General features: G+C 53.5%; 8 protein-coding genes. All 8 read right to left on the reverse strand.

The features are described from left to right. Window positions 1-14 precede the first annotated feature (14 nt). The 8 genes from rpsJ to rplL all read right to left on the reverse strand — a co-directional run bounded on the left by rpsJ (window position 15) and on the right by rplL (window position 13,481). On the reverse strand, window positions 15-323 hold the full coding sequence (rpsJ, locus tag A7E78_RS07610; protein WP_072283665.1) for a 30S ribosomal protein S10: 309 nt from the start codon (window positions 321-323) through the stop codon (window positions 15-17). Between the two features lie 14 nt (window positions 324-337). After that, window positions 338-1,537 carry an elongation factor Tu gene (gene tuf / locus A7E78_RS07615; protein ID WP_072283666.1) on the reverse strand — a complete coding sequence of 400 codons (1,200 nt, stop codon included), beginning with the start codon at window positions 1,535-1,537 and terminating at the stop codon, window positions 338-340. A 21-nt stretch (window positions 1,538-1,558) separates the two neighbouring features. After that, window positions 1,559-3,637: an elongation factor G gene (fusA, locus tag A7E78_RS07620; protein ID WP_072283667.1), complete on the reverse strand. Its 2,079-nt coding sequence runs from the start codon at window positions 3,635-3,637 to the stop codon at window positions 1,559-1,561. A gap of 39 nt (window positions 3,638-3,676) precedes the next feature. Beyond that, entirely contained in the window at window positions 3,677-4,147 is a 471-nt protein-coding gene (rpsG, locus tag A7E78_RS07625; RefSeq protein WP_072283668.1) for a 30S ribosomal protein S7, read from the reverse strand. Window positions 4,148-4,168: 21 nt separating this feature from the next. Continuing rightward, window positions 4,169-4,540: a 30S ribosomal protein S12 gene (gene rpsL / locus A7E78_RS07630; protein ID WP_072283669.1), complete on the reverse strand. Its 372-nt coding sequence runs from the start codon at window positions 4,538-4,540 to the stop codon at window positions 4,169-4,171. Between the two features lie 148 nt (window positions 4,541-4,688). Continuing rightward, entirely contained in the window at window positions 4,689-8,870 is a 4,182-nt protein-coding gene (gene rpoC, locus A7E78_RS07635) for a DNA-directed RNA polymerase subunit beta' (RefSeq protein WP_072283670.1), read from the reverse strand. 31 nt (window positions 8,871-8,901) lie between these two features. Beyond that, window positions 8,902-13,008, reverse strand: coding sequence for a DNA-directed RNA polymerase subunit beta (gene rpoB / locus A7E78_RS07640; RefSeq protein ID WP_072283671.1), 4,107 nt, complete (start codon window positions 13,006-13,008; stop codon window positions 8,902-8,904). A gap of 92 nt (window positions 13,009-13,100) precedes the next feature. Continuing rightward, window positions 13,101-13,481, reverse strand: coding sequence for a 50S ribosomal protein L7/L12 (rplL, locus tag A7E78_RS07645; RefSeq protein WP_072283672.1), 381 nt, complete (start codon window positions 13,479-13,481; stop codon window positions 13,101-13,103). Window positions 13,482-13,490 lie beyond the last annotated feature (9 nt).

Consider the following 13,490-nt stretch of genomic DNA (forward strand, 5'->3'; position numbering starts at 1 on the left):
TATCCAAGTGTTGATTAAAGCTTGATTTCCACATCGACGCCAGCGGACAAATCCAGCTTCATCAGAGCGTCAACCGTTTGTTGGGTGGGCTCGACAATATCCAGCAGGCGCTTATGGGTGCGCATCTCAAATTGCTCACGACTCTTTTTATCGACGTGAGGTCCGCGCAGAACGCAATACTTATTGATAACCGTAGGCAGCGGAATAGGTCCAGCTACCCGAGCACCGGTGCGTTTGGCAGTATCTACGATCTCGTTAACGGAGAGATCAAGCAGCTTATGATCGTAAGCCTTCAAACGAATTCTTATCTTCTGGCTTTGCATGGTCGTTTCCTCTATTACTCGATAATCTCGCTGACGACGCCGGCACCAACAGTGCGGCCCCCTTCGCGAATCGCGAAGCGCAGCTCTTTGTCCATGGCGATGGGCGTAATCAGATTGACGGTCATCGCCGCATTGTCGCCAGGCATGACCATTTCAGTGCCTTCGCCAAGCTCGACGATACCGGTCACGTCCGTGGTACGGAAGTAGAACTGAGGACGGTAGCCATTGAAGAACGGCGTATGACGGCCGCCTTCTTCCTTGGTCAGGATATAGGCTTCGGCCTTGAACTTGGTGTGAGGGGTGATGCTGCCGGGCTTGGCCAGTACCTGGCCGCGCTCGATATCCTCACGTTTAACGCCGCGAAGCAGGATGCCGACATTATCGCCAGCCTGGCCCTGATCGAGCAGCTTGCGGAACATCTCAACACCGGTAACGACGGTCTTGGTGGTATCTTTGATACCGACGATCTCGATCTCTTCCTGAACTTTGACAATACCGCGCTCTACACGACCGGTGGCGACAGTACCGCGACCGGAGATGGAGAAGACGTCCTCGACAGGCATCAGAAAGGGCAGATCAATGGCACGAGCCGGCTCGGGGATGTAGCTGTCAACAGCGTCCATCAGTTCGAGAACGGGCTTGCAGGCCGCACAGTCAGCGGCGCCGCAACCGCACTCCAGCGCCTGCAGGGCGCTGCCGGGGATGATCGGCAGATCGTCGCCGGGGAAGTCGTAAGCGGACAGCAGTTCGCGAACTTCCAGCTCGACCAGTTCCATCAGCTCTTCGTCGTCGACCATGTCGGCCTTATTGAGGAAGACAACCATGGCAGGTACGCCAACCTGACGGGCGAGCAGGATGTGCTCGCGGGTCTGAGGCATGGGACCGTCAGCAGCGGAGACAACCAGAATGGCGCCGTCCATCTGCGCCGCACCGGTAATCATGTTTTTGACGTAGTCGGCGTGGCCGGGGCAGTCAACGTGAGCGTAGTGACGGTTTGCAGTCTCATATTCGACGTGGGCAGTGGCGATGGTAATACCGCGCTCACGCTCTTCAGGAGCGTTGTCGATCTGATCAAAAGCCTTGAACTCGGCTCCGCCGCCAGCGGCCATAACCTTGGTGATGGCTGCAGTCAGAGTGGTCTTACCGTGGTCGACGTGACCGATGGTCCCAATATTGACATGGGGTTTTGTTCTTTCAAATTTTTCTTTTGACATGATACACCCTCCTGAAAGGCGTTACCCTTGGACCTTAGCAATAATTTCCTCACCGATCGCCTTTGGCACCTGAGCATAGTGATCAAAAACCATAGAGTAGGTGGCGCGACCCTGAGTGGCACTACGCAGGTCGGTAGCATAACCGAACATGCTCGACAGCGGCACATCGGCATTAATGACCTGAGCCCCACCGCGAGCCTCCATACCGCTTACCTTGCCGCGGCGACTACTGAGGTCACCCATGACGTCGCCCATATACTCTTCGGGAACCACAACCTCTACAGCCATGACCGGTTCGAGTAATACAGGAGCGGCCTTGCGAGCACCTTCTTTAAAGCCCATTGAGCCGGCTATCTTAAAAGCCATCTCCGAGGAGTCGACATCATGATAGGAGCCGTCGTAGCAGGTAACCTTAACATCCTCGATAGGGAACCCGGCCAGAACACCGCCCAAAGCGGCCTCTTCAGCACCCTGACCAACAGCAGGTATGTATTCCTTGGGAATAACCCCGCCCTTGATCGCATCGACAAATTCAAAGCCGACGCCAGCCTCCTGAGGCTCAATACGCAACCAGCAATCACCATACTGACCACGACCACCGGACTGACGTACGAACTTACCCTGCACCTCCACAGCCTTGGTAATCGTCTCACGGTAGGCAACCTGGGGTGCGCCGATATTAGCCTCGACTTTGAACTCGCGCTTCATCCGATCGATGATAACTTCGAGATGCAGCTCGCCCATACCGGAAAGGATAGTCTGACCAGTCTCTTCGTCAGTCCGTACCCGCAGAGTGGGATCTTCCTGAACCAACTTGGCAATCGCGGTACCCATCTTGTCCTGGTCGCCCTTTGTCTTGGGCTCGACAGCAATATGAATAACCGGTTCGGGGAACTCCATCGACTCCAGCAATACCTGCTTTTTAGGGTCACACAGAGTATCACCGGTGGTAGCGTACTTAAGACCAACCGCCGCCGCGATGTCACCGGCCACGACTTCCTTGATCTCTTCGCGCTTATTGGAGTGCATCTGCAGGATGCGACCAAAACGCTCTTTTTTGCTCTTGCCGACATTGAACACGTGAGAGCCGGACTCAAGCACACCGGAGTAAACCCGGAAAAAGGTCAGCTGACCAACAAAGGGGTCGGTCATAACCTTGAAGGCCAAGGCAGCAAAAGGCGCATCATCTTCAGCCGCGCAGGTCAGCTCTTCCTGAGTGTCGGGATCGGTACCCTTAATGGCAGGAACATCCAGAGGCGACGGCATATAGTCGACCACAGCGTCGAGCAGATTCTGTACGCCCTTGTTCTTAAAGGCAGACCCGCACAATACCGGATTGATCTGAATATCGATGGTCGCACGCCGGATACCCTGCTTGAGCTCATCAATCGACAGCTCTTCGCCACCGATGTATTTCTCCATCAGGGCCTCGTCGTGAGAACAAACCTCTTCGATCATGGCTTCGCGAGCAGCCTCGGCCTCCTCAACCATGTCGGCAGGAATGTCGATAATCTCATAATCGGCACCCAGGGACTCGTCGTCCCAGACAATGCCCTTCATCTGCAACAGATCGACAACACCGGCAAAATCCTCTTCGGCGCCGATAGGCAATTGCAGCGGCACAGGATTGGCGCCAAGACGGTCGCGCATCATCTCTACACCGTGCATGAAGTCGGCACCGAGACGGTCCATCTTATTAACGAAGGCAATCCGCGGCACCTTGTACTTGTCAGCTTGACGCCAAACAGTTTCAGACTGCGGCTCAACACCGCCAACGGAACAGAATACCGCAACAGCACCATCAAGCACCCGCAGAGAACGCTCAACCTCGACCGTAAAGTCAACGTGACCCGGGGTATCAATTATATTGACCCGGTGATCACGCCAGAAACAAGTGGTAGCCGCAGAGGTAATAGTAATGCCCCGCTCCTGCTCCTGCTCCATCCAGTCCATCGTTGCGGCACCATCGTGCACCTCACCGATCTTGTGTGAAACACCGGTGTAGTACAGAATCCGCTCAGTAGTGGTGGTCTTACCAGCATCAATATGAGCCATAATGCCGATATTACGATATTTATTTAATGCAACTTGGCGTGCCACAGTAATATATCCTCAACAACCAAATAAAGGTTAAATCTACTACCAGCGATAATGAGCAAAGGCCTTGTTCGCCTCAGCCATGCGATGGGTATCTTCCTTCTTCTTTACCGAAGTACCGCGATTGGCTGCAGCATCAAGCAGCTCTCCAGCCAGACGCTCACCCATGGTTTTTTCGCCACGCTTACGAGCAAATCCGATAATCCAGCGAATCGCCAACGCATTACGCCGCTCGCTACGAACTTCCACTGGAACCTGATAGGTCGAACCGCCAACGCGCCGGGACTTGACCTCAAGCATGGGACGAACGTTTTCCATCGCCTTCTTGAACACGTCCAAAGGCTCTTCACTGGAACGTTCAGCCACCAAACCAAAGGCACCATATACAATCGCTTCCGCCGTGCTTTTCTTGCCGTCCAACATGATGGCGTTAACAAACTTGGCAAGCAAACGATCACCAAACTTCGGATCAGGCAGAATAACGCGCTTTGCGACTTCTCTTCTTCTCGGCATAACTTCCCCTCAGCCTTCTGATTATTTGGGCCGCTTGGCCCCATACTTGGAGCGACCCTGCTTGCGGTCTTTCACCCCGGCCAAATCGAGCGTACCACGCACGATATGATAGCGCACACCCGGAAGGTCCTTTACTCGTCCGCCGCGAATCAACACCACAGAGTGCTCCTGCAGGTTGTGGCCAACACCAGGGATATAGGAGGTAACCACAAATCCGTTAGTAAGGCGCACACGAGCGACCTTCCGCAAAGCCGAGTTCGGCTTTTTTGGGGTCGTAGTATAAACGCGGGTACAGACTCCACGCTTTTGAGGACTACACTTGAGCGCCGGCGCGGTCGATTTTTTCTCTTTTCTCTCGCGGCCCTTGCGGATCAACTGATTAATAGTCGGCATTAAACTAACTCCCGTATATTCTCACACTTATTGTTAATTGTTTTCCACCTTTCAGTAGGGGAAAACCCGCTGACAATATCAATCTGACCCTGCCTTGTCAAGCGATTTTTAAGAACGGCAGGGCTTTTTTTATTTGCGGCCAGCAGACCTACTTTTCTGCCTCTTCTGTGTTGCCGCCGGCATCCTCTACTTGTCCCTCCAAACCCTCTTCTTCTTCAACCAGTGGCGGCTCAAGAATTTCTTCAGGTTCCTCGATAGCCAACTTGGCGCTGCGGTATTTGGAGATGCCGGTACCGGCCGGAATCAATCGGCCCATGATGACATTCTCTTTGAGGCCCCGCAGATAATCGACCTTGCCTTCGATAGCGGCCTGGGTCAGAACCTTGGTGGTCTCCTGGAAAGAAGCGGCAGAGATGAAAGACTCAGTGGACAAAGAGGCCTTGGTGATCCCTAGCATGAGAGGCTCACCAACGGCAGGAGTGCCACCTTCTGCCAAGACCCGCTGGTTCTCCTGTTCGAACTCCCACCGCTCTACCGAATCGTCCAGCAGGAATCGCGTATCGCCCAGTTCTTTGATGCGTACGCGACGCAGCATCTGGCGAACGATAACTTCGATGTGCTTATCGTTGATTTTTACCCCTTGCAGTCGATAGACTTCCTGAACCTCGTCTACCAAGTACTTGGCCAACTGCTTTTCGCCGAGCACCCGCAAAATATCATGGGGATTGCTGGAGCCATCCATGAGGGCTTCGCCAGCCTTGACATGATCCCCCTCGTGAACACTGATGTGCTTCCCTTTGGGGATCAGGTACTCCTTGGACTCGCCGACTTCCGGAGTCACCAGCACCTTGCGCTTGCCCTTGGAGTCCTTACCGAAAGAAACCACGCCGTCGATTTCGCTGATGACGGCAAATTCCTTGGGTTTGCGAGCCTCAAAGAGCTCGGCAACACGGGGCAAACCGCCGGTGATATCCTTGGTCTTGGTGGTCTCTCGCGGAATTTTCGCCAGGATCGCACCACCACTGACCATATCGTCCTCAATAGCCACGATATTGGCGCCGACCGGCAGCATATAGCGGGCTGGCTGGCCATTAGGCAACTTAAGGGTCTTGCCTTCCTCGTCCTTAAGGGTAATACGAGGACGTTTGTCGGCTCCCTTAGATTCGATAATAACCTTGCGCGACAGGCCGGTAACCTCATCGACCTGTTCCTCCATGGTGACCCCTTCGACAACATCACCAAAGCGGATCCGTCCGGGAACCTCCGTCAGGATCGGCATGGTGTAGGGGTCCCACTCGGCCAGCAGATCGCCGGTTTTAACCGCCCCCTCCGGCGCAATGCGAAGCCGTGCACCATAGACGACACCGTAACGCTCCCGCTCTCGGCCAGTCTCGTCAACCACGGCAATTTCACCGTTGCGGTTCATAACCACGTGGAAGCCGTCGCTATCCACAACCGAATTGACATCGATATACTTGAGCGTCCCGTCAAAACGGGACTCCAGGGAGGTCTGCTCGGCGCGACGGGAAGCGGTACCACCAATGTGGAAGGTCCGCATGGTCAACTGAGTACCAGGCTCACCGATGGACTGAGCAGCAATGACACCCACCGCCTCGCCCAGGTTAACCAAATGACCACGGGCCAGATCCCGCCCATAGCAGGTGGCGCAAATGCCCCGCCGACTCTGGCAGGTAAGTACCGAGCGAATTTTAAGCTTCTCGATACCGGCGTTTTCGATCTTGTTAACAAGAGCCTCGTCGAGCTCCTGATTGTACTCAACCAGCACTTCGTCGGTAACCGGATCGAGAACATCTTCCAGGGAAGTACGACCGAGAATCCGGTCTCCCAAGGGTTCGATGACTTCTCCCCCTTCAGTCAGGGATGAAACCTGGATCCCGTCGAGGGTGCCGCAGTCTTGTTCCGTGATAATAGCGTCCTGAGCAACATCGACCAAACGACGGGTCAGATAACCGGAGTTCGCGGTCTTAAGTGCGGTGTCAGCCAGACCCTTACGGGCACCGTGAGTAGAGATAAAGTACTGCAGAACCGTCAGACCCTCACGGAAGTTCGCCGTAATCGGCGTTTCAATAATCTCACCGGACGGTTTGGCCATCAACCCACGCATACCGGCCAGCTGCCGAATCTGCTGGGCACTACCACGAGCACCGGAATCGGCCATCATATGGATGGAGTTGAAAGACGGCGTCTTGATCTTTTTACCATCAGGACCAGCCACCTCATCGACAGAGAGGTTTTCGAGCATGGTCTGAGCAATATCCTCAGTACACTTGGCCCAGATATCGATGACCTTGTTGTAACGTTCGCCGTCGGTAATCAAACCTTCGGTGTATTGCTGCTGAATTTCGGTGACCTCTTCCACGGCCTCGCCCATGAAGGCGTCCTTGGCTTCGGGAATCACCATGTCATCGAGGCAGATGGAAATGCCGGCGATAGTCGAGTAACGATAGCCGGTTTCCTTAAGACGGTCAGCCAAAAGGACCGTTTCCTTGTTGCCGGCCAGGCGGAAACAAACATCGATCAGGTTGGCTACCTGCTTCTTGGCCATTACCTGGTTGATCTGGTCGAAGGGGATGACCTCAGGAACCACATCGCGCAGCAGTACACGGCCGGTGGTGGTTTCGATCAACTCAACCGGCGCATCGGCTACCGGCCTCATGCGCACCTTGATCTTGGCCTGCAAATCAAGCTCACCGGCATCATAAGCCATACGTACTTCGTCTCGAGAGGCGAAGATTTTGTCCGTACCCGTAACAAATGTCCGCTCCCGGGTCATATAGTAGAGCCCGAGAATCATATCCTGAGAAGGGACAATAATCGGCTTACCGTTGGCAGGCGACAAGATGTTGTTGGTGGACATCATCAACACCCGGGTCTCGATCTGGCTCTCTATAGAAAGAGGCAGATGAACCGCCATCTGGTCACCGTCAAAGTCGGCGTTGAAAGCGGTACAGACCAGCGGATGGAGCTGAATGGCCTTACCCTCGATCAGTACTGGTTCAAAGGCCTGAATACCGAGGCGGTGCAAGGTCGGAGCACGGTTAAGCATGACCGGGTGCTCGCGAATGACCTCTTCAAGGACGTCCCACACCTCGGCCTTCTCTTTTTCCACCATCTTTTTGGCGCTCTTGATGGTGGTGCAGTACCCTTTTTCCTCAAGCTTGTTGTAGATAAAAGGCTTGAACAGCTCCAGGGCCATCTTTTTCGGCAGTCCGCACTGATGCAATTTCAGTTCGGGACCGACAACGATAACCGAACGGCCGGAGTAATCGACACGCTTACCGAGCAGATTCTGCCGGAAACGACCGCCCTTGCCCTTGAGCATATCGGACAGGGATTTCAAAGGCCGTTTGTTGGGGCCGGTGATGGCCCGGCCGCGCCGCCCGTTATCGAACAGTGCGTCAACAGCCTCCTGCAACATACGTTTTTCGTTGCGAATAATAACTTCGGGAGCACGAAGCTCCATGAGGCGCTTCAGACGGTTGTTACGATTAATCACTCGACGATAAAGATCGTTGAGATCCGAAGTAGCAAACCGACCGCCGTCCAGAGGAACCAGCGGCCGCAATTCAGGCGGCAGAACCGGCAGAGTTTCCAGGATCATCCACTCCGGACGATTACCGCTATTTTTGAAGGCCTCGACGACCTTGAGACGCTTGGCAATCTTCTTGCGCTTTGCCTCGCTGGCAGCTTCTTTCATTTCCAGGCGCAGACTGGAAGACAACTCGTCGAGTTCAATTTCGGTCAAGAATTGACGAATGGCCTCGGCGCCCATGTCAGCCACGAACTGACCGGCATACTCGTCCATGGTCTCGCGGTACTTGTCCTCGGTCAGCAACTGACCGACAGTCAAGGGAGTGTCACCCGCGTCAAGCACCACATACGCTTCGAAATAAAGGATCCGCTCAAGTTCCTTGAGAGTCATGTCCAGCAGCGTCGCGATACGCGACGGCAAAGACTTGAGGAACCAGATGTGTGCGACGGGGCAGGCCAGGTCGATGTGACCGAGGCGCTCCCGACGCACCTTGCTGGGTATAACTTCAACACCGCACTTTTCGCAGACAATACCGCGATGTTTCATGCGTTTGTACTTGCCGCAATTACATTCGTAGTCCTTGGTCGGACCGAATATCTTGGCGCAGAACAGGCCTTCACGCTCAGGCTTGAAAGTCCGGTAGTTAATAGTTTCCGGCTTTTTTACTTCACCGAAAGAACGCTCCCGAATCTTTTCGGGAGAAACCAAAGACAACCGAATAGCATTAAAGCTGAGAGGATCTTTCGGCCGTTCGAAAAGGCTGAATATATCTTCCAAAACTCACCCTCCTTGTAGGATGACGCTGGGTTTATTCTTGTTCTTCAAGCAGGTCGACGTCGAGGCAAAGGGACTGAAGTTCCTTGACCAGAACGTTGAACGACTCAGGCAATCCTGCTTCAAGGGTATGCTTACCCTTGACGATGGCCTCGTACATGCGGGTCCGGCCGGCGACGTCATCAGACTTGACGGTCAGGAACTCCTGCAGCGCATGAGCGGCCCCATAGGCTTCCATGGCCCAGACTTCCATCTCGCCAAGGCGCTGGCCACCAAACTGGGCCTTACCACCGAGAGGCTGCTGAGTTACCAGGCTATAAGGACCGATGCTACGAGCATGGATCTTATCATCAACCAGATGGTGCAGCTTGAGCATGTACATGATGCCGACGGTGACCTTCTCTTTAAAAGCCTCGCCGGTCTTGCCGTCATACAAGGTCATCTGTCCTGAGTCGGAGAAACCGGAGCGAATCATTTCCTGCTTCATCTGCTCTTCTGTGACCCCCTCAAAAACAGGGGACGCCATGGGCACACCCTGAGAGAGACGTTGGGCAAGCAGCCGGATTTCGTCATCATCGAGCCCTTGCAAGAAGCTGGTGACATTTTCGTCGTTGTACACCTCTTCTATCTTCTTACGCAGCGCTTCGGGACCAAATTGCTGATCAATCTGAGCCTGAATCTGGACACCTAAACCTCTGGCCGCCAGACCGAGATGGGTCTCGAGGATCTGTCCGACATTCATACGGGATGGTACACCGAGGGGGTTAAGAACGATCTCGACCGGTGTCCCGTCTTCCATATAAGGCATATCCTCTTCCGGCAGAATCCGGGACAGGACACCCTTGTTACCATGTCGGCCGGCCATCTTATCGCCGACGGACAATTTGCGCTTGATGGCGATATAAACCTTGACCATCTTGATCACACCGGGCGGCAGATCGTCCCCCCGCTTGATCTTTTCGATCTTATTGGAGAAGACCCCTTTGATCAGATCTTCGCGCTCAGCAAGACGGGCAAAGATATCGGCCACCCGGGATTCGACCTCGGGCTCATCAAGCAACGAGATATCGCTCCAGCGGGACAACGGGATCTTATCCAGGGCCACGGCTGCGATTTCGCCCCCCTGCTCCAACAACACCTCACCGGCAGGGTCGCTTACCGCAACCGCCGCTTTGCGCCCAATGAGAAGGTCTCGCACCTTGCTTTTGGCCGAATCGCGAATGATGCGAATTTCATCGTTCTGGTCCTTAAGCAGCTTATCAATTTCACTTTTTTCGATAAGCTCGGTACGACTGTCCTTGTCCGACCCCTTACGGGAAAAGACTCGAGCACCAATAACCACACCTTCGGTACCGGGCGGCAAGCGCAGAGAAGTATCCCGCACATCACCGGCCTTTTCACCAAAGATAGCCCGCAGCAGTTTTTCTTCCGGTGAAAGCTGTGTCTCACCCTTGGGGGTAATCTTACCCACCAGAATGTCACCCGGCTTGACCTCGGCGCCGATACGAACGATACCGCTTTCGTCAAGGTCCTTTAGAGCGTCCTCGCCGAGATTGGGAATATCGTTGGTAATCTCTTCCTTGCCGAGCTTGGTATCCCGCGCAACACACTCCAACTCTTCAATATGAATGGAGGTATAGCGATCTTCCTTGACCATTTTTTCGGAGATAAGGATGGAATCCTCGAAGTTATAGCCGCCCCAAGGCATAAATGCGACCAACACATTCTGTCCCAGAGCCAGTTCCCCCCACTGAGTGGAAGGACCGTCAGCTATAATATCCCCGGCCTTAACCCGATCCCCCTGACGGATAATCGGTTTTTGGTTAAGACAAGTATTCTGGTTGGAGCGGGAGAACTTGGTCAGAGTATAAATATCTACCCCGGTCCCGGTTTCATCAACTTCGCCTTCGTCGATTTTCACCACGATGCGGGCAGCATCAACACTTTCGACCACACCAGCATGGCGTGCCACGACGGCGGCCCCGGAATCATGGGCGACGATACGCTCCATTCCGGTACCGACCAGCGGCGAATCGGCTCGCAGCAAAGGCACGGCCTGACGCTGCATGTTGGAACCCATCAGAGCACGGTTAGCATCATCGTTCTCCAAAAAGGGAATCAACGCTGCCGCTACGGATACCAGCTGCTTGGGAGACACATCCATCAAGCTGATATCATCCCGCGACATAAGCATGAACTCGCCGCTCTTGCGAGCATTGATCAGCTCATTGACCAGGCGCCCGTTTTCATCGAGAGTCGCATTGGCCTGCGCGATGGCGTGGCCTTCTTCTTCAAGAGCCGAGAAATAACGGATATCCTTGCTGGCAACCCCGCCTTCAACAAGGCGATAAGGGGTCTCGACAAAACCATGTTCATTGATACGGGCATAGGTCGACAAGGATGCAATCAGTCCGATATTCGGTCCTTCAGGAGTTTCGATAGGACACACACGCCCGTAATGGGTCGGATGAACGTCTCGAACTTCGAAACCGGCACGTTCGCGAGTCAAACCACCAGGTCCCAGAGCGGACAAGCGCCGCTTGTGGGTAATTTCAGAAAGCGGATTGGTCTGATCCATGAACTGGGAAAGCTGTGAAGAGCCGAAGAATTCCTTGACCACAGCAGAAACCGGTTTGGAATTGATCAGGTCATGGGGCATAAGGCTGTCGATTTCCTGCAGACTCATACGCTCCTTGATCGCCCGCTCCATGCGCACCAGACCGACACGATACTGGTTTTCCAGCAGTTCGCCTACGGCGCGCACACGGCGATTACCGAGGTGATCGATGTCGTCGATGGTGCCCTTGCCGTTACGCAAATCGATGAGATAACGCACTACTTCAAGAATGTCATCCTTGGTCAGAGTAGTGTGTTCGGGGTCAACATCGAGACCAAGCTTATAATTAAGCTTGATGCGCCCAACGGCAGACAGGTCATATCGCTCCGGAATGAAAAACAGTCCCTCAAAAAGAGCCGTGGCACTCTTGATGGTCGGAGGATCACCAGGACGCAGGCGCCGATAAATCTCGATACGAGCGTCATCAGCAGTGGCGACCTTGTCAATCAGCAGCGTTTCGCGCAGATAAGGCCCAACAAAAATGTTGTCGATGTACAATACGTTAAATTCGGTGATACCGCGGCTACGCAGTTCAGCCAATTTTTCAACGCTGATTTCTTCGTTACACTCAACAAGAATTTCACCGGTAGCGGTGTCGACAATATCCACCGAAGAAATCTTGCCGGCGACCTCTTCCTCGAGAACCGGTATCAGCTCAACATTGTGTTCGGCAAGCTTGCGAATGGCTGCCTTGGTGAACTTTCGATTGGCCTTGACCAGGACATCGCCATTTTCGGCAACAATATCGCTACTGGCGCGCTGGCCGGCAAGCAAGTCGAGGTTGACGCGTTTTTGATAACCATCCTCAGCAAAGACAATAGTCTCAACGTCGTAAAAATAGTTAAGCAGCTCCTCAGCGGTATAATCAAGGGCTTTGAGAAGCACCGTAGCAGGCAATTTGCGCCGCCGGTCGATACGCACGTAAAGAAAATCTTTGTGATCAAAATCGAAATCGAGCCACGATCCCCGATAAGGGATGACACGAGCGTTGTACAGTATTTTACCGCTCGAATGGGTCTTGCCTTTATCGTGATCGAAAAAGACCCCGGGAGAACGATGAAGCTGGCTGACAATTACCCGCTCAGTACCATTAATAATAAAGGTACCGTTCGAGGTCATCAGCGGAATCTCACCGAAGTAAACCTCCTGCTCTTTGATATCGCGAATCGACTGAACACCCGATTCCTTATCGGTGTCCCAGGAAACAAGGCGCACCTTGACCTTAACCGGAGCGGCAAAGGTCATTCCCCGTTGATGGCACTCATCCACATCATATTTGGGAGTGCCCAGAGAATAAGAAACATATTCAAGCGAACAGGTTTCGCTAAAATCCCGAATAGGGAAAACCGACTGAAAAACGGCCTCCAAACCGATATTTTGTCTTGCAGAAGGAGGGATATCCGCTTGCAGGAAACGCTTATAAGAATTCTTCTGAATATCGATCAGATTAGGGATATCAATAATTCGCTTAATTTCAGCGAAGTGTTTCCTTAGAAGCTGGTTATTCGCGATCGAATAAGCCATGGTTACTCCTTTAGCTGAGGAAGCTAACGAATGCAGAATAGCCAAGGCCGCACAAGGCGACCTTGGCTAAGGGCAATACTATTAAACAGTTACTACTTGAGCTCAACAGAAGCGCCGGCTTCCTCAAGCTGCTTCTTGAGTTCTTCGGCTTCGGCCTTAGGCAGAGCTTCTTTAACGGTCTGGGGGCAACCGTCAACCAGTTCTTTGGCTTCTTTGAGGCCAAGACCGGTAGCGGCGCGGACAGCCTTGATGACGTTGATTTTCTTGTCCCCTTGGGCGGTCAAAACGACGTCGAACTCGTCTTTTTCTTCTACAGCGGGACCAGCACCAGCAGCGGGACCAGCAGCAACAGCTACAGGGGCAGCGGCGGAAACGCCGAACTTGTCTTCCAGTTCTTTAACCAGTTCTGCGAGATCCAGAACGCTCATGTTTTCGATAAATTCAATAACTTGCTCTTTAGTGACATCAGCCATGATGTATAT

Origin of the sequence: Syntrophotalea acetylenivorans (assembly GCF_001887775.1) — a bacterium.
Taxonomy (GTDB): Bacteria; Desulfobacterota; Desulfuromonadia; order Desulfuromonadales; family Syntrophotaleaceae; genus Syntrophotalea_A; species Syntrophotalea_A acetylenivorans.